The organism is Marinibacterium sp. SX1, assembly GCF_050389775.1.
Lineage (GTDB): Bacteria > Pseudomonadota > Alphaproteobacteria > Rhodobacterales > Rhodobacteraceae > Marinibacterium.
Map to the genome: position 1 here is coordinate 3503338 of NZ_CP177144.1, position 20566 is coordinate 3523903.

Consider the following 20566-nt stretch of genomic DNA (forward strand, 5'->3'; position numbering starts at 1 on the left):
CGCCTACACCCGCCGCTCGACCGACACTTCGCCGGTCGTCACGTCGACCACCGACCGCAGGTACAATTCCAGCGGCAGCGGCTGGGCCCACATGTCGGCATGGATGTCGAAGGCCACGGTCATCTCGCCCCGGGCATCGTCGGGCGACAGGGTCACGTCGACCGAGCCGGGAATGATCCGCGGTTCGTGCAACCCGATGGCCCGTTCGATCGACGCCCGGATCAGCTCGGCCCGCCGGGCGGTGGAATATTCGCCCGACACCTCGGCCAGCCCGTAATTCAGGACCGACCGGGCCACGTTGGGCAGGAGGTCGGCGTCAAAGGTGCTTTCCAGGTTGGTCGTGTTCAGCAACCAGCTCAGGTCGCGCTGGATGATCTCGCGCAGCCGGGCCACGTCGATCACCCGCTCGTCGCGGCGCTCTTTCAGGTCGCCGGGCGCATGGTCGGTCAGCCGGTCGAGCAGCGAAGGCTGCAGCCGGTCCGTGAGCGTCTTGTCAGCCATCGGCGGTACGTGCCGCCTCCTCCTCGGCCGGTTGCAGGGTCAGCGCGCGCAGGTCCCACAGCGGCAGGTCGCCGGCGCTGGTCGTCAGCAGGCGCTGGCCCAGGCCCACGAAGGTCTCGCCCCCCGCATCCACCCAGGAGGTCGCCCTGGCCAGCCGCGCGGCATCGTCGCCAAGCGCCGTGGTGCCGGGATAGCGCGTCGGGATCAGCGCGGGCACCTCGCCCCCGGTGACCAGCCGCAGCGTGGCCGCCGTCCAGACCGCGTCGCGCAGATCGCTGGGCGGCTCCATCGTCAGCGCACCGATCTGGTCGAAGGGCAGCCAGAAATACCGCCCGTTGACGATGATCTCCAGCACCGGACCCAGCCGCATGTCGGCATCGGCCACCCAGTCGAACCCGGCCCCGTCGGCCATGCCCGCACTGGCCGGCGCATCCTCGAAGGCCCGGGCGCGCAGCTCGGCGGCCTTGCCCGGCTCGCCCGCGGCCAGCACCTTTTGCGCCTCGATCAGCAGGGCCAGCCATTCGCGCGGCTCGCCCATGATCATCGGGTCCTTCTCGCCGGCAAAGACCTTGTCGCGATAGACCTCGCAGATGATCGCCTCGCGGTAGGTCCGCGCCATCATCTCGGCCCCCGGGTCCAGCTCGGCCGATACCTTCAGCTGGGCAATCGCCCGCTTCCAGTCGCCCAGCACGCAAAGCAGCTGGAACAGGAAGATCCGCAGCCGCGCGTCGGACGGATCCTTGCGCACCCGGTCCTGCAGGCTGGCCAGCGTCGATCCCAGGTCTCCGGCTTTCAGATGCTCTTCCGGCGTCATGGGCCCACGCTCTCCCGCAGAAATTCTATGCACATGTAAGTCAAACAGGTCGGCCCGGCCCGCGGCGCACATGGCGCCTGGCGGGCCGGGCCGGTCAGGCCGTGATCAGCCTGCGATGCCTTGCAGCAGGTCCCAGGCGAACTTGTTCTTGGGCTTGAGCGCGCCGGTCTTCGGATCGGCCATCTTGTACTCGATCTCGATATGGCGATAGGCCACGGCCCAGCTTTCCTCGGGCACCTGCTCTTCGCCACCGTTCACCGAATAGGTGTCGATGACCGCATGCTTGAGCGTGAAGATCAGGTAGGGCTCCATCCCTTTCGACGGGTCGTCGCCCGAGCGGCAGAGGTGGATCTTGATGTCGTCGCGCACGGTGCCGTTGGCAACCGAGGTCATGATCTTGGCCGATGCGCAGGACAGTTCGGTGGTCACCGAGATCTTGTTGAACTTGGCGTTGGCATAGCCGCGCTGGGTGGTCGACAGGTCGTCCATGTCCAGAGTCCGCTCCAGGCCCCAATCGACCGATTTCAGCGGGATCCACTTGATGTGGTTCTTTTCGGTGCCTTCGCCTTCGATATCACCGATGTGCATAAAGGAGTTCTCAGCCATTTCGCAACCTTTCTGTGGTGTACGGGCCGGAGGCTAATCCGGCAGGGAAAATCAGTTTTGAGTGTTAACGGAAGGCCACCATCGCAAAATCAGGCGCCCTTCTCGGAAGGCAGCTTGGAAACAAGCCGCAGGGAGACCGAAAGTCCTTCCAGCTGGTAATGTGGTCGCAGGAAGAATTTCGAGGAATAATATCCGGGGTTCCCTTCCACTTCTTCGACCAGGACTTCCGCTGCTGCCAGCGGTCTCCGGGCCTTTTCAGCTTCCGAGGAAATATCTGCATTCAAATCGACGTATTGTTCAATCCAGCCTTGGAGCCAACCCTCCATATCGTTGCGACTTTTGAAGGATCCGAGCTTGTCCCGGACCATGCACTTTAGATAGTGAGCGAACCGGCACGTTGCAAACAAATATGGGAGTCTTGCCGCAAGATTCGCATTCGCCGAGGCGTCCGGATCGTCATATTCTGCCGGCTTGTGCAGCGACTGCGCGCCGATAAATGCCGCCAGGTCCGAGTTTTTTCGGTGAATGAGCGGCATCATTCCATTTTTAGCCAATTCCGCTTCACGTCGGTCGGAAATGGCAATTTCGGTCGGGCATTTCTGGTCGACCCCGCCGTCATCCGTGGGGAACGTATGGCTGGGCAGGTTTTCCAGCGCCCCGCCGCTTTCCACGCCGCGAATACGCGAGCACCAGCCGTAATTCTTGAACGACCGGTTGATGTTGACGGCCATGCCATAGGCCGCGTTCACCCAGCCGTATTTCGAGCTGTCGGCGCCCTCGGTGTCTTCCTCGAAGGCAAAGGCCTCGACCGGGTCGGTCTTGGCGCCATAGGGCAGCCGGCCCAGGAAGCGCGGCATGGCCAGGCCGACATACTTGGCATCCTCGCTTTCGCGCAGGCTCCGCCACGAGGCATATTCGGGCGTCTGGAAGATCTTGGTCAGGTCGCGCGGATTGGCCAGCTCGCCCCAGCTGTCCATCTGGAACAGCGACGGCTTGGCCCCGGTGATCAGCGGCGCATGGGCGGCGGCGGCGATCTTGGACATCTCGCCCAGCAGTTCGACGTCGGGCGGCGAATGGTCGAAATGGTAATCGGCCACCAGCGTGCCATAGGGCTCGCCCCCGAACTGGCCGAATTCCTCCTCGTAGACCTTCTTGAAGATCGGCGACTGGTCCCAGGCCGTGCCCTTGAACTTGCGCAGGGTCTTGTGCATGTCCTTCTTGGAAATGTTCATGACCCGGATCTTCAGCATCTCGTCGGTTTCGGTGTTGTTGACGAGGTAATGAAGCCCGCGCCAGGCGCTCTCCATCTGCTGGAATTCCTCGTGGTGCAGGATCAGGTTGACCTGCTCGGTCAGCTTCTTGTCGATCTCGGCCACGATGCTTTCGATCGAGCGCAGCGCGTCGTCCGAGATCAGCGCCGTGTTGGCCAGGGCCTGTTCTGCCAGCGTCTTGACGGCGCTTTCCACGGCCGTCTTGGCCTGGTCCGACTTGGGGCGGAATTCCTTTTGCAGCAGCGCCTCGAATTCCGAAGAGCCAAAGGCCGTGGCGGCGCCACCGGCTTCGGACTGAAGTTGTTCTTCTGCCATGTGCCTGTCCTTATTCCTCGGTGGATTTCGGCGCCGGCTGCGCGGCCAGCGTCTTCAGCAGGGCGGGATCCTGGATGATCTTGGCGATCAGGTCCTCGGCCCCGGTCTTGCCGTCCATGTAGGTCATCAGGTTGGACAGCTGGGTGCGCGCATCCAGCAGCTCCTTGAGCGGCTCCACCTTGGCGGCAATCGCGGCGGGCGTGAAATCGTCCATGCTCTCGAAGGTGATGTCCACGGCCAGGTTGCCCTCGCCGGTCAGCGTGTTGGGCACGGTGAACGCCACCCGCGGGGCCAGCGCCTTCATCCGGTCGTCGAAATTGTCGACGTCGATCTCCAGGAACTTGCGGTCCGCAACCGGAGGTTGTTCGACCTCCGACTTGCCCGCCAGGTCCGACATGACCCCCATGACAAAGGGCAATTGCACCTTCTTTTCGGCGCCGTAAAGCTCCACGTCATACTCGATCTGGACCCTGGGCGCCCGATTGCGCGCAATGAACTTCTGTGAACTTTCGGCCATCTCTTGCTCCTGAATTACCTTTGGTCGTGTCCCGGCGCCGCGCGGTTCAAAATAAATTGGCGGCAGCGGGAAAATTCAATTCCGGGCGGTTCAATCATCATCTTCGTCAAGCCCTCCGATCGTCTGCACATTGTCCAGCCCATGGGGGGCCATGTCCTTGATGATCGTCAGGAAATCGGCGTTCACCAGCCGCTTGGCCCGCTCCAGCAGCATCGGGATCGGGCTCGACGGCTCGTTGCGGTGGTAATAGCCGATGATCCGGTCCAGCGCGGCCGAGACATCGGCGGTTGAATTGATCGTGCCGGGCACGGCCGGCGCCCCCGCCGCGGGCGTGCCCGAGACCGGCATGTCAGAGCCGGGCGAGGCCGGCGCGTCGCCCGCCGTCCCGGCGCCGGCATCGCTGTAGGACGTCAGCCGCCGTTCCATCGCCCCCAGCAGCTTGACCAGCTCATCATATTCCGGCCCCTGCCCGGGCGTGTGGCTGTCAAAGGCCGCGCTGATCGCCTTGATGTCCTCGCGCGCCTGGCGCACCGCGGCCAGCGTGGCCTCAAGCACCGCGTCATCGCTGTCCTTGAACGCCGCCCCGATCGAGCCGGTGTCAGGCAGGTGATCCATGCCCGCCGGCGGCGGCACGATGCCCTCGGCGATCTCGATGTCGCGCAGCGAGAACCGCCCGAACCCCCGGCTGTCGGTCAGCGCCGCCCGGCGCAGCGAGGCAAAGACCGGCGACGGCCCGCCCAGCCCGCCGGGCTGGCCGGACAGGCCCTGCAGGGCGTTGATGCGCATCGTCGGATCGTTGTCGTCATCCTCGTCCAGCTGCGGGTGGCAGCTGTCCCAATATTGCTCGACACAGCCCCGCAGATAGCCCGTGACCTCGGCAAAGCCCGCCAGCCCGTCAAGCCGCAGCACCGCGTCGCCCAGCACGATGGCCGCGCGCAGGTCGTGGCTGCGCTCCAGCACGTCCAGCGCCGTGCGCTTCATCTCGCGGTAATCGGGGTCTTCGGCGGCCGTGACCTCGTCGCCGATCTGGCGTTCCTCGCCCGGTTGGGCAGCCAGTTCCATTTCCGTGAAAACCGGATCGTATTCCAGATTGTCGCCGCTCGGCGGCTCGCTGACCCTCGGCTCGAGGAGCGCGCGCAAATCCATCATACCTCCCCAGGCATCCCGTGCCCGAAATCAACACCGGACACATTCGTAAATTGGCAATTGTCAATCACGGCACAAACAAACATCAAAACAATTCCTTGACGTGAAGTCAGCCTTATCGTCTTCTCAAAGTCAATTGATTTCGTGGGATTTCCGAAGAAGGACCGCCATTCGATGCCCGTGTCGGTGCCCATCTCGATGGCTGGCCCAATGGCCGTGTCGGCGCCTGTTTCGGTCGCCGCATCATCGCCGGATGGATGCCACCCCCGAGGGCCGTCCCGCCCCACGGCACCGATCCCGCCGCTGCCCCTCTTGCGCGCCTCCGGCCCGGCCCCTGCGCCGCCCCATCCCCCGATCCGCGCCGCTGATCCGGCCCGTCATGATCCGCCCATACGCACCGCCCTCTCGACCGCAGGAGACCCCAATGCCCATCGCGTCCCGCATCCTTGCCGCCCTTGCCGCCACCTGCATCGCCCTGGCCGCGCCGGGCCCCTCCCGCGCCCAGGCCGCCGATGACGGCACGCTGACGGTCGAGCTGAACAAGTTCGAAGAGATCGACACCGGCGGCTGCCGGGCGTTCTTCCTGTTCCGCAACCGCACCGGCAAATCCTATGACGGCTTCGAGATGTCGCTGGCCATCCTCGACGGCAATGGCGTGATCGACCGGTTGCTGGCCATCGACGCAGCCCCTCTGCCCGTCGCCCGCACCACGCTCAAGCTCTTCGAGATCCCCGACCTCGCCTGCACCGACATTTCCGAGGTGCTGTTCCACGAGCTGACCTCCTGCAAGCCGCAGAACGAGGACGAGATGGATTGCTTCCCGCTGCTCGTGCTCGACAGCAAAACCCCGGCGCCGCTGGTGAAATAGGCGATGCCCGCGCTGTTTCAGACCGTCGGGACCGGAGGTCCGGTGATTGCCGTGCTGGGCCTGATGTCCGTGCTGTCGCTGACCCTGATCGTGGTCAAGATCGTCGACCTCTGGCCGGTCACCCGGGGCGCCGATCGCCGCGACCGGGCGCTGCGCCACTGGCAGCGCGGCGAGCGGGCCGAGGCCATGGCCGCCGTTGCCTCCGGCGCGGCCCCCGCCGACCGGCTGCTGGCCACTGCGATGCAGGATCTCGACGCCGGGCGCACCGGTCCCCGGCTCGATGCCGACCTGCAAAGGCTGGGCAACGAAGAGGTCGCCCGGATGAACCGTCTCGTGCGGCTGCTGGAAATCATCGCCATGACCGCCCCGCTGCTGGGCCTGCTGGGCACCGTTCTGGGCATGATCCAATCCTTCCAGGAACTGGAGATGGCCGAAGGCGCGGCCAATGCCTCGGTCCTGGCCGGGGGGATCTGGCAGGCCCTGCTGACCACCGCCGCCGGGCTGCTGGTGGCCATTCCCGCCGCGGTGGCCGCCGGGCTCTTTGCCGGCTGGATCGACCGCGGGGCGCTGGCCATCGAAAGCGCCGTCGGCCGGCTGCTCAGCCTGGCCGCACCGGACGACTAGCGCGATGGGCGCGCCGACCCTCTCCCGCCCGGCCCGGCCCCGCGCGCTGATCTCGCTGGTGCCCATGATCGATGTCATGCTGATCCTGCTGGTCTTCTTCATGGTCACCTCGACCTATCTCGATCTCGACATGATCCCCGCCGCGCGCCGGTCCGATGCGCCGGCGGATGCGCCCACGGCCAGCCCGGGTCAGGGCGCCGGGGCCGGCACGCTGCTGATCCGCATCGGCGCCGATGACGTGCCCGTGCTGCGCGGCCAGCGGCTGGACCCGACAGCCCTGGCCGATCGACTGGCCCGCCAGGTCGCCGAAGCCCCGCTGACCCAGGTCCTGTTGCTGCCATCCCCCGCCGCCCGCACCCAGGCGCTGGTCTCGGTCATGGACCTGGCCACCACCGCCGGGATCACCCGGCTGCGCGTCGTGCGGCTGGAGGCCAGCCCGTGAGTGTCCCTCGCCGGATCCGGGGCCCGATCCGGGGGACAGGCCCATGAAGCTGGCCCGCCCGGCACGCCCGGCCCAGGGCGAGACGATCATCGCCCTGATCGACGTGGTGTTCTTCCTGCTGGTCTTCTTCATGCTGATCGGGCGGATGGATGCCACCGCCCCGTTCGACGTGGCCCCGCCGCTGGCCGGCACGGGCCGCGACATGCCGGCCGGCGGGGTCACCCTGTCGGTCTCCGCCGATGGCGCGCTGGCCTGGGACGGCACGCCGATCGACCGCGCCGCCCTGCCCGCACGGATCGCGGGCGCACTGGCCGACCGGCCCGACCTGCTGCTGCGGCTCAACGCCCATCGCGATGCCGAGCTGCGCTTTGTCCTGCCCCTGCTGTCCCTGGCCGAGACCGCCGGGGTGGCCGACACGGTGCTGGTCGTGACACCGGCCACCGCCCAGGGCGCACCGTGACTGCCCGGCGCATCGCCTGGCCCGCCGGCCTGCTGGCCTCGGCCCTGATCAATGCCGGGGCGCTGGCCGGGCTGGCCGCCTTCCTGGCCCCCGCGCCCCTGCCCGAACCGCCCCGCCCCGAGACCGAGCTTGAGGTCACCGCCTACCGGCTGGACCGCACCCGGGCCGAAGAGACCGCGCCCCAGGCCGATCCGGCCACGCCCGCCGAGGCCCGGGGCGATACCGCGCCGCCCGGGGCCATCCCGGTCAGCCGGGGCCGTCCCGCCCCGCCACCGGCCCTGCACCTGGCCGATGCGCCGGCGGATGCCGCGCCTGCCGAGGCCGCCGATCCGCCGGCCCAGGCCCTGCCCGCCGCATCGGCGCCCGGAGCCCGGATCGTTGCAGCCGCGCCGCGCTTTTCAGGCCTGGCCGCCGCCGCGCCGGCCAATGCCCGGCTGCCCGATACGGCCCCCGATGTCAGCCCGGCCAGCGCCCTGCCGCCCGCCGCCCGGCCCGCGCGCAGTCATCTGCCCGCGCCATCGGTCATCGACCAGGCCCGGCCGGCCTTTGCCCTGGCCACCACTGCCGAGGCCCCGGCCACCGGCCTGCCGCCCGCCCGGCCCCGGCCCCAGGGGCTGGACCCGGCCCAGGCCGCGGCCTTCACCGCCCATCCCGCCCTGCCCGAGACCCTGCCGCTGGACAACGCCCGCCCGGCCAGCACCACGGCCATTGCCGCGGCCCTGCCCCCCGATCCCGCCAGTTCGGCCCAGCCTGCCCGGGCCGAGGCCCAGGCCGTCACGCCATCGGTCAGCCGGGCCTTTCCGTCGCGCGGCCAGGCCAGCCGGGCCACGGCCGGCACCGCCCGGCTGGACGCCGCCCCGGCCGTGGCCGCCCTTGCCCGGCCCGCCGCGCCCGAAGACCCCGAGCCCCGGCGCCTGGCCCCCGGCACCGCCCCGGCCCGGCCGTTGTCGCCAACCCTGCCCCAGCCCGAGCGCATGCAGGCCATGTTGGCCTTTCCCTCCGATGGCGGGCCGGTCGATCCGGTGTCCTTCGCCGCCTTCCAGAGTTTTGTCGCCCCCGGCCAGGCACCCGCGGCGGCCACCTTGCGCGACGGGCTTGAGGGGCTCCTGGCCGGGGTGCCCTGTTCGCGGCTGCAGCTGGCCTTTGATCCCGACACGGCCAGCCTGCGCGTCGACGGCCATATCCCCGAGGACGGGCTGCGCGCCGGGGTGCTGGACGCGCTGCGCGCCGAGATGGGCGGTGATATCGGCGTGTCGGACAACATGGCCCTGCTGCCGCGCCCGCAATGCGGCGCGCTGGCCGGGATCAGCCGGGTCGGGCTGGCGCAATCGACCGACCAGGCGACCAACCCGTTGCTGCTGGGCGAGACGCTGCATGCGCGGGTGCTGGAATTCACCGATGGCGAGCTGCTGTGGTTCGACCTGACCGCGCCCGATTACGATGCCTTTGTCTATATCGATTACTTCGATGCCGAGGGGAACGTGCTGCACCTGTCACCGAACGACACGACCGAACTGGTCTATGCCCGGCTGGCCAGCACCTTTCGCGTCGGCGCGGCACGGGATACGGACCCGGGGCTGAAGCTGTATGTCGGGCCGCCCTTCGGGCAGGAAATCGCCGTGGCCTTCGCCGCTTCGATCCCGCTTTACGACGGGCTGCGCCCGATGATCGAACCGGCCGAACCCTACCTCGACTGGCTGCGCGGACGGGTGGCCGAGGCCCGGGCGATGGACCCGGATTTCAAGGGCGAATGGGTCTATTTCTTCGTGACAACCAGGCCGGAATGACCCCGGCCCGCGCGGGGCTTAACGGCAACCGCCGGCGGCCCAGTCGCGCAGCGCGGTCTTGAAGGCGCCGCCGAAGGGATGCGGCTTGTCCAGTGCCCGTTCGGCCCGGGCCACAAGGTACCGGCTGGCCTGTTCGCAAAGCGCGGCCTCGGTCCATTGGTGGCAGTTCGAACAGGGTTTGTTCTGCCAGACCACCTCGGGCAGGCCGGGGATCGGCGGATAGATCGGCGAGCCACGGATGACCTGGGAAATCGACCGGCCCGACAATTGCGGCACATCCGAGACCAGCGGATCGCCAAAGGCCACCACCTGCGGCGCCCCGCCGGCCCCGCCGCCGAGCGCCTCGAGCTCAGCCTGGGCCATGTCGGCAAAACGGCCGCCGGGATAACGCGCGAGATAGGCCTCGAAGGCCGCGCGGGTGCCATCGCCCCGGGCGGCGGCAAACATCTGTTCCTCGTGCGTGAGGCCGATGTCAGGGTCGGGCTCCGGCGTTGCGGCCTGCGCCGAATTCTGCACCGGATCCTGCGCTGCGCCCTGCGCCGTATCCTGCGGGCCGGTCTCGGCCGGTGGGGCCGGTTCGACCACCACGACCGTTTCCCCCGGGCGTTCGCCCGGCGCGCGGTCGCGCATGCGCTCGGTCAGCAGCGACTGGGCGTCATCCGCATGGGCGCTGTCGGGATAGGTGCGCAGGAACAGGATCAGCTTGACCACGTCGCCATCCGCGCGCACGGCCTCCCAGGCGCGGGCGGCCTCTTCCTCGGCGCTGATCACCGCGGCACCCCGGTTGAACACGAATTCGCTGGTCAGCGAGGAACTGTCCCAGGGCGTCTGCCGGCCGCCGGTCGTTTCCAGAACCGCGATGCGCACCTGTCGGAACATGCGTTCGATCGACTGGCCGGGGCGGCCGATCTCGTCGACCACGGCGCGGGTGAACGGGCTGTTGCCGTCCTCGCCGTCATAGGCCACCTCGCCCGGGGCCGTGGCATAGGCCAGGAACGTCCCGCGCGGGGCCTGCATCTCGGCCAGGCCGGGGTCGTTGAATTCGGGGATCTCGGTAAAGGGATTGTTGCGGCAGGCATCGAGGATGAAGATGTTCGTCCGGTTGGCCGCCGAATACATCTGGCGCAGCACGGTCTGGGCATCGACCCCGGCGAGATCCAGGTCGGCCGGATCGCTCAGCGCGACATCGACGGGCAAAAGGTAATTGGCGCCAAAGGATTGCACCCCGTGGCCGGCATAATAGAACAGCCCCGTCGCATCCGCCCCGGCCGAGCGCAGGGCGCGGCCGAACTGGGCAATGCCGCGCTTCATCTCGACCTGGTTGGCATCGACCAGCAGCGTCACGTCAAAGCCCAGCCCGCCAAGCGCCTCGGCCATCAGCCGGGCATCGCTGGCCGGGTTGTCCAGCGAGGACACCGCGCCATAGGCGCCGTTGCCGACCACCAGCGCGATCCGCTCCTCGGCCCGCAGCCCCGCCCCGGCCCAGCCGAAGAGCAGGCCCAGACACAGGACAAGACGGCAGCCCCAGGGCGCAACCGCCCCGCAAGCGCCTGCCCAGGACACAACCGACCGAAAAGCGCCCGAAACGACACCCGCGGCAAGCCCCCGCGCGTGCCGGCACATCATGCGCATCCATACCCTCCCTTCCGGCCGTGGAAACGGCCGCCTACGGGCGGATCATGCAAAGCCCGCCCCCGTGTCGCAAGCCCCGCCCGTCGCTTCGTCATACAGAAAAGCCCTTAACGGTTCCTCTACACCAGATATCTGCTACAGCTGGGGATCATGCACGTCCAGATTGCACCAAGGCCCGATCGCCCGATGGTCCAGATGCCGGCCCTGCGCCGTTTCGCCCTTGCCCTGGCGCTGGCCCTGCTGGCGGCCGCCCTGCCCGGCCCCGCGCCCGCCCAGGGGGGCCATGACCCGTTCGAACACGGCTGGACGCTGGACCCGGACGCCTCGCGCCTGCGCTTTGCCTCGGTCAAGAACGACCGCGTGGCCGAGGACAACGGCTTTACCGCCCTGTCCGGCCAGATCACCCCCGACGGCGAGATACGCCTGGCCGTCGACCTGGAAACCGTGGAAACCGGCATCGATATCCGCAACGTGCGCCTGCGGTTCATCTTCTTCGAAACCTATCTCTACCGCGAGGCCGTCATCACCGCGCGGCTGGCCGAGGCCGACCTGGCCACGCTGGGCCTCGACCGTCACCTGGCCCTGACCCTGCCCGTCACCCTGTCGCTGCACGGGGCCGAACAGGCCTTTGACGTGCCGCTCGACATCACCCTGCTGGACCATGACCGGGTGGCCGTGCATGCCATCACGCCGGTCGCCGTGCCGATGGCGCCCTTCGGGCTGGACGGCGGGCGGGCCCAGCTGGAATCTACGGCCAACGTAAAGATCCTGCCGCTGGTCTTCGTGACCTTCGAGCTGGTCTTTCAGCGCAACGCCCCCGGCACGCGGCCGCCCGAACCGGGCCAGACCATCCTGGCCGCGCGCGGCGCCGAGATGAGCCGGCCGGAATGCATCGCCCGGATCAGCGCCCTGTCGCGGCTCAACGACATCACCTTTGACGATACCGGCCAGCCGCCGCGCGACAGCCGCACGATCGACCGGCTGGCCGACATCACCCACCGCTGTGCACCCCATCGGCTGGGCATTGCGGGCCATGTCGGAGCCGGTGGCAGCCGCGCCCAGCAGCAACGAAGCAGCCTGGCGCTGGCCCGGGGCGTGGCCGATGCGCTGATCGCCCGGGGCGTGCCGGCCGACCGGCTGGAGGTGGCCGGCCTCGGCGCGACACGGCCGCTGGTGCCCGGCGACACCCCCGGCGACCGGGCCCGCAACCGGCGGGTCGAATTCCGCCTGCTGGAGTGACATCCGCCCCGTTCCGGCCAGCCGGGCGACATTTTCGATACCTCCAACACCCCTGAACGCAATTTTTTGACCGAAGGCACTGGCAATTTTCGGCCGGGGTTCTGATATATACCGTATTGAGCCAAGTTCATTTTACCAAAAGGTGCGTCATGCAACCTGTCCTGCGCCGTGTTTCGGGCGATCTTCCGTTCCTCATTGCGATACTGGCCCTCGGGGCCGCGCTGGTGCTGGCCGGGCCGACCCGGGCGGCGACCGAGAAACAGGCGCTGGTGATCGGCATGTCCGACTATGAAACCATCGGCCGGCTGGACAACACGATCAACGATGCCCGGGGCGTGGCCGCCACGCTGGGCACCATGGGCTTTGATGTCACCCTGTCGCTGGATGCCGGTGGCGCCGAGTTGCGCCAGCAGCTCGACGATTTCGCCTTTCGCTCGGAAACCGCCGACCTGGCGCTGATCTATTTCGCCGGGCACGGGGTCGAGGTCGCGGGTGAGAATTTCATGATCCCCGTCGATGCCCAGGTGCGGTCGAACCTCGATGTCCAGCGCCAGTCGGTCTCGCTCAAGCAGATGCTGGCGGCCGTCGACCGGGCGCGCAAGATGCGCATCGTCATCCTCGACAGCTGCCGCGACAACCCGCTGGGCGGCGCCATCGACCTGGCCGCCGCGACCGAGACCGAGGGCAGCGTGACCGACAGCGCCCGCGCGCCGGGCGGATCCTCGGGCGGGCTGGCCCCGGCCGATCCCGACCGGGGCACGCTGGTGGCCTTTGCCGCCCGTGACGGCCAGGTGGCACTGGACGGCGTCGGCGTGCACAGCCCCTATGCCACGGCGCTGATGGAAAAGATGGTCGAACCGGGGCTGGAAATCAGCCTGATGTTCCGCCAGGTCCGCGACAAGGTGCTGGAAATGACCGGCAACCTGCAGGAACCCCATACCTATGGCTCGCTGACCGGCGTGCCCTTCTACCTGGCCGGGCCGGGACAGGGCCAGATCCAGGGCACCGAAGGCTCGGCGCTGGATGCCTGGGCCGGCATCCGACCCGACCAGGAACAGCAATTGCTGGCCCTGGCCGAACAGGGCGACACGCGGTCGATGCTGGGCCTGGCCTACATGCGGCTGAACCCCAACGAAGACCGGTTCGATCCCGACGCCGCCGCCGATTTCCTGGAACGGGCCGCCGCCGCCGGTTCACCCGAAGCCCAGTTCGAGCTGGCCAAGCTCTATGAACGCGGGCTGTCGGTGGTTGTCGATTACGACCGGGCGCTGGAGTTGTACAATGCCGCGGCCGAGGCCGATTACGCCGATGCGATCAACGACCTGGGCTTTCTGTATTACCAGGGCGGGCTGGGCCTGCCGGCCAATCCGCCGCGGGCGATCGACTATTTCCGGCGCGCCGCCGACCTGCGCCACCCCCAGGCCCAGTTCAACTATGCCGCGCTGATCGATGACGGGCTGGTGGCCGGGTCCGGGCCGGACGAGGCCGCGCAATATCTCTATGCCGCGCTTCGGTCGGGCAGCCCGGACGTGCTGAAGATCCTGCAGGAACGGCCCAACATGTTCACCGGCGAGACCCGCCGGGCCCTGCAGGAACAGCTGACGGAATTCGGGTTCTACCAGGGTGCCATCGACGGCGACATCGGCCCGGGCACCAAGCGGGGCATCCGCCTGGCCTACGGGCTGGACGACTGACCCCGGGGCGCGGCGCAGGAGATCGGGCAGATGAGCGGCGCGGGGATCAGCAGAGCAACGATCGGGCGGATGCCCCGCGCCCGGCCACCCGGCCGCTTGCGGACCGTCCCGATGCTGCCCCGCCCACCGCGTGGCATGGCCAAGGTGGCGGCGGGCCAGAGGCCCGCCCTACAGCAACCCGGCATCCAGCCATTCATCCAGCTGGCGGCGGCTGATCTCGAAATGCATGCTGTCCTCGCGCCCGAAGGCTGCGCCCCAGACCCAGCCTTCGGCATGGAAGAAATCGGCCAGGATGGTCAGGCCCAGCTGGGTGCGCCCGTCGCCCAGCGTATCCAGCCGGCCATCGATGTTGAGATCGACGGCCAGCCCGTAGGAATGGGTCGACAGCCGGTTCTGGGTGCCCCGGATGCGCCGCACGCAGAGCGCCCCGGCCGTGTTGATCCGGGCATAGAGATCGGGATCGGTCTGGCGCACGTTCTCGAAGACCCGGCGCAGCGACTCGATGGCCGGTTGCAGCATGCGCACGCGGATCGGCCCGACCTGTTCGGTCACCAGCTTCGAGGCCAGGCTGACATTGGTCATCTCCTCGCAGCTGTCGCTGAGCACCTCGCGCGGACGGCCCAGCCGCGCTTCGAGGTAATCCGGCCCGGCCACCTGCAACCCCCTGTTCACGTTGCGCCGGTCGGCGATCAGCACGACCTGGGCATAGGCGTCGAGGATATCGTTGTCGGCCCCGGTGTCGGGCCGGAACCCGTCGTCGAACCCGTCACCGTCGCCGGGCGGGGTCACCGGGCGTTGCAGCGTGGCAATGGCCGAGGACAGTTCCTGTTCCAGACGTTCCATCCGGGCCTGCACGTCTTCCAGCTGCTGGCGCATGCGCTCCAGCTCGATCCGCGCGCCGGAATCGACGGCCGAGGCGCCAAAGCCGTCGCCCCCGCCCTGGCCGGATTGCAGCAGGTAGGTCGTGCCCACCCAGATGACCGGCGCCAGGATCAGCGCCACGGCAATGATGATCGCCGGTACAAGTCGCATGATCGCCCGGTCCCGTCCCTGTCTCGATGCCCTCGTGCCGCCGGTGGCCCGCCGGCGGGCCCCGTGTCGCCCGGCCTCGCCCGGCCGCCCGCAGCGCGTCGAGTTAAGCAGCTTTGCCGGGGCTTTGCCAATTCCCTTTTGCCGCGCCCGGTCCGGACATCGGCCCGCGCCCCGACCCGCACATCGCGTGGCCTGGGCAACCGCCAGACCCGCACCCGGGGCGGTGCTGACCGGACCTTTTCCCCCACCCCGACGCGATCCCTGGCCTGCACCTTGCGGAGCTTGGCCCATTCATCGCCGCGATCCCCGGGCCACCCCGCACCCCCATCCACCATCGCGACCATGATCCGCCAGCCCCGCATATGGGCGCGATTTGCGCCATATTGCGCGGGCAACACCCGGCCAAAACCGTTGAGACCGCGCCCGCATTCCGTTACGTTCACTGCCAATAAGACTGCTTTTCATTTCATTTGTTTATAGGAGGGTTCTTCCATGAGCCGCATTATTGCCTGCCTGTCCGTTCCCCTTGTCGCCGGTTTTGCCGCGCTGGCGGCCCCGGCCGTTGCGCAATCGGCCGGGACGGAAATGACCGCCGAAGAGATTTCCGAGGCGTTCCAGAAACAGAAGACACGCGGGCTGGTCATCGTGCCGGCAACCGGCGGGGCCACCGACGATGCCGTCGAAGAGGCCGCCGTGACCGCCGCCGCGGCGGGCGAATACAACGAGGTCGCCCGCGAGGACCAGGTCAACATCCAGATCGCCTTCGATTACGACAGCGCGGCGATCCGGCCCGACCAGAAGGTCAAGCTGGGCCAGCTTTGCGAAGCGATGAAATCGGTCGACGTGGCGGTGTTCCAGATCATCGGCCACACCGACAGCTCGGGCAAGGCGTCCTACAACGAACGGCTGTCCCTGCTGCGGGCCGAAGAGGTCAAGCGCCACCTGATCAACGATTGCGGGATCGAAGACACCCGCCTGAAGGCCATCGGCATGGGGGAAACCGCGCCGTTCAACGCCGACAACCCGCGGGCGGATGAAAACCGCCGGGTCGAATTCCAGGCGCTCGGCTAAGGCCGGGCCCTGCCCCAGGGCGGAACGACGACGCATGACCCAATCCCGGCCCGCCGATGCCTTTCAACCCGGCGACGTGATCAACAACACCTACCGGATCGAAGCATTGCTGGGCCGGGGCGGCACTTCGGATGTCTACAAGGCCCGGAACGTGATTTCCGAACGGCCCATGGCCATCAAGGTGCTCAAGGCCGAATTCTCGACCAATGACGATTACCTGATCCTGCTGCGCCGCGAGGAAGAGATCCGCGAGGTGCGCCACGACGCCGTTGTGCGCTATTCCGAAAACCACCGCATGAGCGACGGGCGGGTCTATCTGCTGATGGATTACGTCGACGGGCCGGGGCTGGATGCACGGATGCGCGACGGGCCGATGTCGGCCGACGACCTGCTGGTGATCTGCCGGCGGGTGGCCCAGGGGCTGGAGGCCGCCCATGCCCGCCACATCGTGCACCGCGATCTCAGCCCCGACAACATCATCCTGCGCGATGGCGACCCGGCCCAGGCCGTGATCATCGATTTCGGCATTGCCAAGGACACCAACCCCGGCGCGCAGACCATCGTGGGCAACGAGTTCGCGGGCAAGTATGCCTATGCCGCGCCCGAGCAATTGCATGGCCGGACCGACGCGCGCACCGATCTCTATTCGCTGGGCGCGCTGCTCCTGGCCAATTTCCGGGGCGCGCCGCCCCGGCTGGGCAACAACCCGATGGAGATCATCCAGTCCAAGACCCGGCCGCTGGATACGTCGGGCGTGCCCGAACCGCTGAAAAGCCTGATCGACCGGATGACCGCGCCCGAACCCGATCACCGCTTTGCCTCGGCCCGCGCGGTGCTGGATTTCCTCGATGCGCCCGAGGATGCGCTGCTGGACGAGGCCACGATCATTCCCACCGGCGCGCCTTCGGCGCTGGTCGCCCCGCCAGTGGCCGAACCCGAGATCGCCCTGGCCGAGCCGGCCCCGGCCATGGGCCAGCCGGTCTCTGCGACCGGCATGTCGACCACCACATCGCCCGGCACCTCGACGCCCCCCGCTACCGGTGGGCCCGGCGCATCGCCCCCCGCGCCGGGTGCACAGGCCGCACCAGCGCCCGCCCCGGCGCGGCGTGGGCGGGGCGGGCTGATGGCCGCCGGGGCGCTGGTTGTCGTGTCGGCCGCCGCCGCGGGGGCCTATGTGACGGGCGCGCTGGACGGGCTGCTTGGCCCGGCCTTCCCGCCGGCCAATCCCTATACGCTGGTCCTGACCCACCCGGCCGAAGGCGCGCCCACGGCCATCGGCCACGTGCCCGGCGAAGAGATGCGCGACCAGCTGGCCGAGGGTTTTACCGCCCAGGGCGGCAGCGCCGACCTGACCCTGTCCTCGGGCGACATCCCGGCCAGCTGGGACAGCGATATCCTCGCCGCGATGGACCTTCTGGCGCCGCTCGACAGCTGGCAGTTGGCCGCTGACGGGGCGCATGTGTCGATCACCGGCGACACCGCCGATCCCGAGGTCGAAGGCCGGGTCGAGGCGGCCTTTGCCGAGGGCCTGCCCGGGGCGCTGGATGGCACCGTCGACATTGCCCTGCGCGACATCTTCCTCGATCCCGCCGCCGTGCGCGAGATCCTGCGCGACATGGCCGATTGCGGACCGCTGAGCCTGTCGGGCGCCGGGCCGGCCGGGTTCGGCCCCGATGACGGGCTGACCGTGCAGGGCCGCGTGGCCGAAACAGCCACCCGCGTCGGGCTGTTCGACGCCCTGCGCGCCGTGGCCGGCGACCGGCCCGTCGTGCTCGATCTCGACGTGCGCAACCACACGCTGTGCCTGCTCGACGATCACCTGCCCGATGCCCCGCCCGGCGGCGTGGGCTTCGACTATACGATCGGCGAGACCGGCGCGCCCAACCCGTCCGACAATTTCCTGGTCGGCGAGAACCCGGTGATCGACGTTGTCATCCCCGCCGACATGACCGACGGCTTCCTGTCGGTCTCGGTCATGGATGTCTCGGGCAAGGTCTATCACCTGCTGCCCAACCTCATGCTCGAAGACAACGACGTGGCCAGCCTGCGCGCCGGCCGCGACGGGCCGGTGCCCGTGCGCGTGGCCTTTCCCGTGGATCCCGACCGCCAGGAACAGCGGCTGGTCTTCACCGTCCAGGACAATTCGCTTGGCAAGTCCGAGGTCGTGGCCATCCATTCCACCGAACCGCTGTTCGACGGGCTGCGCCCGATGGAGGAATCGGCCGAAGGATATGCCGAGGCCCTGCAGCGCCATGCCGAGACGAACCAGGCCCTGATCCAGTCGATGGACCGCCGCCTGCTGGTCACGCAGGCGCCGTGAACGGGCCGTGTCGATCCATGTCGATCTCTGGCTGTGGCACCTCGACCGGGGCCCCGAGGCGGTTCACGAACTGACCTGGCCGCTGTCGGATGCCGAGCGCCTGCGCGCGCAGAGCTTCATCAAGCCCACCGACCGCACCCGCTTTGCCGTCGGCCGCGGGCGGATGCGCCAGATCCTGGCCGGCTATACCGGCCAGGCCCCCGGCCTGCTGCAATTCCGCGAACGCGGCCGGGGCAAGCCGGTCTTGCGCGACGGGCCGGCCTTCAACCTCAGCCATGCCGGCGGCTGGGCCGCGCTGGTCGTGGCGCCCGACAACGAAACGCTGGAGATCGGCGTCGACATCGAGGCCATGCGCCCGATCAACCCGGCCGTGGCGGTCAAGGCCTTCTCGCCGCTGGAACAGGCCGAGATGCGCCGCCTGCTGCCCCAGGGTTGGATGCGCGGGTTCTTCAACGGCTGGACCCGCAAGGAAGCCGTGATCAAGGCCACCGGCGCGGGGCTGAGCGTCGATCTGCACAGTTTCGATGTCTCGCTGCTGCCCGACCTGCCCGCCCGGGTGATCCACAGCCGCGGCCCCCTGCCCCCGGCGCCCGACTGGGCGCTGGTCAATCTCGACACCGGCCCGGGGTTCTGCGGTGCCGTGGCCGCCGTGACCCATGGCGCCCCGCTGGGGCCGATCTCGATCCGCGAAGGCCGTCTTCCGCTGCTCGGCACGCCGCTGAACCAGGCCCACCCCGTTGTGACTTGACAGCCTCTCCACAGCCGCTAGTTGTGACGGCGCGTTACTTTACCAAAACAATAAGGAAAGAACGCACAACGGAAGGAAGGCCCGGCACCCAGGCCGGGTCACGTAACGGGAGAGACCCATGCCGACATCCCCCCTCAAGGCGGCCACCGCCGCGATTGCGCTTGCCGTGACGGCCGCTCCGGCCGCGCTATGGGCCGAAGGTGAAGTAAACCTCTATTCCTCGCGCCATTACGACACCGACGAGGCGCTGTATTCCGATTTCGAAGAGGCCACGGGCATCCGCGTGAACCGCATCGAAGGCAATGCCGACGAGCTGATCGCGCGCATGGAAGCCGAGGGCCAGAACTCGCCGGCCGACGTGCTGATCACCGTCGACACCTCGCGGCTGACCCGCGCCAAGGAAGCCGGCGTGCTGCAGACCATCGACAGCGACGTGCTGGAACGCCGCATCCCGGGCTACCTGCAGGATGACGAGAACCAGTGGTTCGGCTTCTCGCAGCGCGCGCGGATCATCTTCTACGACAAGAACGACGTGCCCCACCCGCCGGCCACCTATGCCGACCTGGCGAACCCCGAGTACAAGGGCATGATCTGCATCCGGTCCTCGACCAATGTCTACATGCAGACCCTGCTGGCCTCGGTCATCGCCCACGAGGGCGAAGAAGCGGCCAAGGCCTGGGCCGAGGGCGTGCTGGCCAATTTCGCCCGCGATCCCCAGGGCGGTGACACCGACCAGCTGCGGGGCATCGTGTCGGGCGAATGCGACATCGTGCTGTCGAACACCTATTACTTCGGCCGGGCCATCCGCACCGACGTGAAGGGCGTGACCGAAGCCATGGACCAGATCGGCTGGGTCTTCCCCGACCAGGCCGGCAATGGCGCACACATGAACCTGTCGGGCGCCGGCGTTGCCGCCAATGCCCCGAACCGCGAGAACGCCATCCTGTTCCTGGAATACCTGGCCTCCGACCAGGCCCAGAAGTACTTCTCGGCCGGCAACGACGAATACCCGGCCGTGCCGGGCGTGGGCCTCAGCCCGTCGGTCGCCGCGCTTGGCTTCTTCAAGCCCGATGATGTCGATCTGTCCGACGTGGCCGGCCACCTGCCCGCCGCCCTGCGGATCTACAACGAGATCGGCTGGAAGTGATCCTGCCCCGGCCCGGGTCCCGCACCCGGGCCGGAACGGGCGTGCGGCCTGCCCGGCCGCGCGCCCCCGCGCCGCCCGTCCGGCGCTCTGTCATTCCGACCGGCCCCTTCGGGGAGCGGCTTGGCCCTGAGACATTCTGATGGCCACGCGCATCGGCCTGTGTCGCCTGCCGGATGTCGCGCGCCGCCCCACATGCCGGATCATGCATACCGGTCCTTCGGGTGCTCGGTGGCCCCCTTGCCCCATCCAAACACCGCCACCGGCCAGCCCACGGTCGACGTAAGATACGCCCCCATCACGCGAATTTCCCGGCCAAACAATATCCGACGCAA

General features: G+C 68.4%; 19 protein-coding genes. 11 read left to right on the top strand and 8 right to left on the bottom strand.

Features of this window, described 5'->3' with window-relative positions:
• Nucleotides 1-3: 3 nt before the first annotated feature.
• From tssE to tssA, 6 genes are all read right to left on the bottom strand, one after another.
• Complete coding sequence (gene tssE / locus ACK3BB_RS15810) at nucleotides 4-501, bottom strand: type VI secretion system baseplate subunit TssE (protein WP_428925598.1); 498 nt, start codon at nucleotides 499-501, stop codon at nucleotides 4-6.
• Nucleotides 494-1315: a type VI secretion system accessory protein TagJ gene (locus ACK3BB_RS15815; protein ID WP_428925599.1), complete on the bottom strand. Its 822-nt coding sequence runs from the start codon at nucleotides 1313-1315 to the stop codon at nucleotides 494-496. The genes tssE and ACK3BB_RS15815 overlap by 8 nt, the downstream gene beginning before the upstream one ends.
• A 105-nt stretch (nucleotides 1316-1420) precedes the next feature.
• Nucleotides 1421-1903: an Hcp family type VI secretion system effector gene (locus tag ACK3BB_RS15820; protein WP_428925600.1), complete on the bottom strand. Its 483-nt coding sequence runs from the start codon at nucleotides 1901-1903 to the stop codon at nucleotides 1421-1423.
• 107 nt (nucleotides 1904-2010) lie between these two features.
• The gene (gene tssC, locus ACK3BB_RS15825) at nucleotides 2011-3507 is read right to left on the bottom strand and encodes a type VI secretion system contractile sheath large subunit (protein WP_428925601.1); all 1497 of its coding nucleotides are present in this window, start codon (nucleotides 3505-3507) and stop codon (nucleotides 2011-2013) included.
• 10 nt (nucleotides 3508-3517) lie between these two features.
• The gene (gene tssB / locus ACK3BB_RS15830; protein ID WP_428925602.1) at nucleotides 3518-4024 is read right to left on the bottom strand and encodes a type VI secretion system contractile sheath small subunit; all 507 of its coding nucleotides are present in this window, start codon (nucleotides 4022-4024) and stop codon (nucleotides 3518-3520) included.
• Nucleotides 4025-4114: 90 nt separating this feature from the next.
• On the bottom strand, nucleotides 4115-5170 hold the full coding sequence (gene tssA, locus ACK3BB_RS15835; RefSeq protein ID WP_428925603.1) for a type VI secretion system protein TssA: 1056 nt from the start codon (nucleotides 5168-5170) through the stop codon (nucleotides 4115-4117).
• A gap of 424 nt (nucleotides 5171-5594) precedes the next feature.
• On the opposite strand from tssA, the gene ACK3BB_RS15840 reads away from it, so the two are divergent.
• From ACK3BB_RS15840 to ACK3BB_RS15860, 5 genes are read left to right on the top strand one after another with little or no spacing between them, the layout of a single operon-like run.
• Nucleotides 5595-6038: a hypothetical protein gene (locus ACK3BB_RS15840; protein WP_428925604.1), complete on the top strand. Its 444-nt coding sequence runs from the start codon at nucleotides 5595-5597 to the stop codon at nucleotides 6036-6038.
• A gap of 3 nt (nucleotides 6039-6041) precedes the next feature.
• On the top strand, nucleotides 6042-6662 hold the full coding sequence (locus tag ACK3BB_RS15845; protein WP_428925605.1) for a MotA/TolQ/ExbB proton channel family protein: 621 nt from the start codon (nucleotides 6042-6044) through the stop codon (nucleotides 6660-6662).
• Between the two features lie 4 nt (nucleotides 6663-6666).
• Complete coding sequence (locus ACK3BB_RS15850; RefSeq protein ID WP_428925606.1) at nucleotides 6667-7104, top strand: ExbD/TolR family protein; 438 nt, start codon at nucleotides 6667-6669, stop codon at nucleotides 7102-7104.
• Between the two features lie 43 nt (nucleotides 7105-7147).
• On the top strand, nucleotides 7148-7564 hold the full coding sequence (locus ACK3BB_RS15855; RefSeq protein ID WP_428925607.1) for an ExbD/TolR family protein: 417 nt from the start codon (nucleotides 7148-7150) through the stop codon (nucleotides 7562-7564).
• Entirely contained in the window at nucleotides 7561-9351 is a 1791-nt protein-coding gene (locus ACK3BB_RS15860; RefSeq protein ID WP_428925608.1) for a hypothetical protein, read from the top strand. Before ACK3BB_RS15855 ends, ACK3BB_RS15860 begins: the two co-directional genes overlap by 4 nt.
• Nucleotides 9352-9369: 18 nt before the next feature.
• On the opposite strand, the gene ACK3BB_RS15865 is transcribed toward ACK3BB_RS15860, so the two are convergent.
• Complete coding sequence (locus ACK3BB_RS15865) at nucleotides 9370-10914, bottom strand: caspase family protein (RefSeq protein ID WP_428925609.1); 1545 nt, start codon at nucleotides 10912-10914, stop codon at nucleotides 9370-9372.
• Between the two features lie 255 nt (nucleotides 10915-11169).
• Here ACK3BB_RS15865 and ACK3BB_RS15870 point away from each other — a divergent pair, with 255 nt between their 5' ends.
• Together ACK3BB_RS15870 and ACK3BB_RS15875 are read left to right on the top strand one after the other, a co-directional pair.
• Nucleotides 11170-12222, top strand: a complete 1053-nt coding sequence (locus ACK3BB_RS15870) for an OmpA family protein (protein WP_428925610.1) — start codon at nucleotides 11170-11172, stop codon at nucleotides 12220-12222.
• Nucleotides 12223-12371: 149 nt separating this feature from the next.
• A complete protein-coding gene (locus ACK3BB_RS15875; RefSeq protein ID WP_428925611.1) occupies nucleotides 12372-13916 on the top strand; it encodes a caspase family protein in 1545 nt (514 codons plus the stop codon).
• 168 nt (nucleotides 13917-14084) lie between these two features.
• Here ACK3BB_RS15875 and ACK3BB_RS15880 read toward each other — a convergent pair whose 3' ends face one another.
• Complete coding sequence (locus ACK3BB_RS15880; protein ID WP_428925612.1) at nucleotides 14085-14948, bottom strand: M15 family metallopeptidase; 864 nt, start codon at nucleotides 14946-14948, stop codon at nucleotides 14085-14087.
• A 492-nt stretch (nucleotides 14949-15440) separates the two neighbouring features.
• On the opposite strand from ACK3BB_RS15880, the gene ACK3BB_RS15885 reads away from it, so the two are divergent.
• The 4 genes from ACK3BB_RS15885 to ACK3BB_RS15900 all read left to right on the top strand — a co-directional run bounded on the left by ACK3BB_RS15885 (nucleotide 15441) and on the right by ACK3BB_RS15900 (nucleotide 20234).
• Nucleotides 15441-16019 carry an OmpA family protein gene (locus ACK3BB_RS15885; protein WP_428925613.1) on the top strand — a complete coding sequence of 193 codons (579 nt, stop codon included), beginning with the start codon at nucleotides 15441-15443 and terminating at the stop codon, nucleotides 16017-16019.
• A 34-nt stretch (nucleotides 16020-16053) separates the two neighbouring features.
• The gene (locus ACK3BB_RS15890) at nucleotides 16054-18339 is read left to right on the top strand and encodes a protein kinase domain-containing protein (protein ID WP_428925614.1); all 2286 of its coding nucleotides are present in this window, start codon (nucleotides 16054-16056) and stop codon (nucleotides 18337-18339) included.
• A 7-nt stretch (nucleotides 18340-18346) separates the two neighbouring features.
• Nucleotides 18347-19087 (top strand): 4'-phosphopantetheinyl transferase family protein, encoded by a 741-nt coding sequence (locus tag ACK3BB_RS15895; protein ID WP_428925615.1) that lies wholly within the window; start codon nucleotides 18347-18349, stop codon nucleotides 19085-19087.
• 118 nt (nucleotides 19088-19205) lie between these two features.
• On the top strand, nucleotides 19206-20234 hold the full coding sequence (locus ACK3BB_RS15900) for a Fe(3+) ABC transporter substrate-binding protein (protein ID WP_428925616.1): 1029 nt from the start codon (nucleotides 19206-19208) through the stop codon (nucleotides 20232-20234).
• Nucleotides 20235-20566: the final 332 nt, after the last annotated feature.

Coding starts and splice junctions, on each gene's coding strand:
- tssE (WP_428925598.1), bottom strand. CDS start 501: ATGGCTGACAAGACGCTCACGGACCGGCTGCAGCCTTCGCTGCTCGAC.
- ACK3BB_RS15815 (WP_428925599.1), bottom strand. CDS start 1,315: ATGACGCCGGAAGAGCATCTGAAAGCCGGAGACCTGGGATCGACGCTG.
- ACK3BB_RS15820 (WP_428925600.1), bottom strand. CDS start 1,903: ATGCACATCGGTGATATCGAAGGCGAAGGCACCGAAAAGAACCACATC.
- tssC (WP_428925601.1), bottom strand. CDS start 3,507: ATGGCAGAAGAACAACTTCAGTCCGAAGCCGGTGGCGCCGCCACGGCC.
- tssB (WP_428925602.1), bottom strand. CDS start 4,024: ATGGCCGAAAGTTCACAGAAGTTCATTGCGCGCAATCGGGCGCCCAGG.
- tssA (WP_428925603.1), bottom strand. CDS start 5,170: ATGGATTTGCGCGCGCTCCTCGAGCCGAGGGTCAGCGAGCCGCCGAGC.
- ACK3BB_RS15840 (WP_428925604.1), top strand. CDS start 5,595: ATGCCCATCGCGTCCCGCATCCTTGCCGCCCTTGCCGCCACCTGCATC.
- ACK3BB_RS15845 (WP_428925605.1), top strand. CDS start 6,042: ATGCCCGCGCTGTTTCAGACCGTCGGGACCGGAGGTCCGGTGATTGCC.
- ACK3BB_RS15850 (WP_428925606.1), top strand. CDS start 6,667: ATGGGCGCGCCGACCCTCTCCCGCCCGGCCCGGCCCCGCGCGCTGATC.
- ACK3BB_RS15855 (WP_428925607.1), top strand. CDS start 7,148: ATGAAGCTGGCCCGCCCGGCACGCCCGGCCCAGGGCGAGACGATCATC.
- ACK3BB_RS15870 (WP_428925610.1), top strand. CDS start 11,170: ATGGTCCAGATGCCGGCCCTGCGCCGTTTCGCCCTTGCCCTGGCGCTG.
- ACK3BB_RS15875 (WP_428925611.1), top strand. CDS start 12,372: ATGCAACCTGTCCTGCGCCGTGTTTCGGGCGATCTTCCGTTCCTCATT.
- ACK3BB_RS15880 (WP_428925612.1), bottom strand. CDS start 14,948: ATGCGACTTGTACCGGCGATCATCATTGCCGTGGCGCTGATCCTGGCG.
- ACK3BB_RS15885 (WP_428925613.1), top strand. CDS start 15,441: ATGAGCCGCATTATTGCCTGCCTGTCCGTTCCCCTTGTCGCCGGTTTT.
- ACK3BB_RS15890 (WP_428925614.1), top strand. CDS start 16,054: ATGACCCAATCCCGGCCCGCCGATGCCTTTCAACCCGGCGACGTGATC.
- ACK3BB_RS15900 (WP_428925616.1), top strand. CDS start 19,206: ATGCCGACATCCCCCCTCAAGGCGGCCACCGCCGCGATTGCGCTTGCC.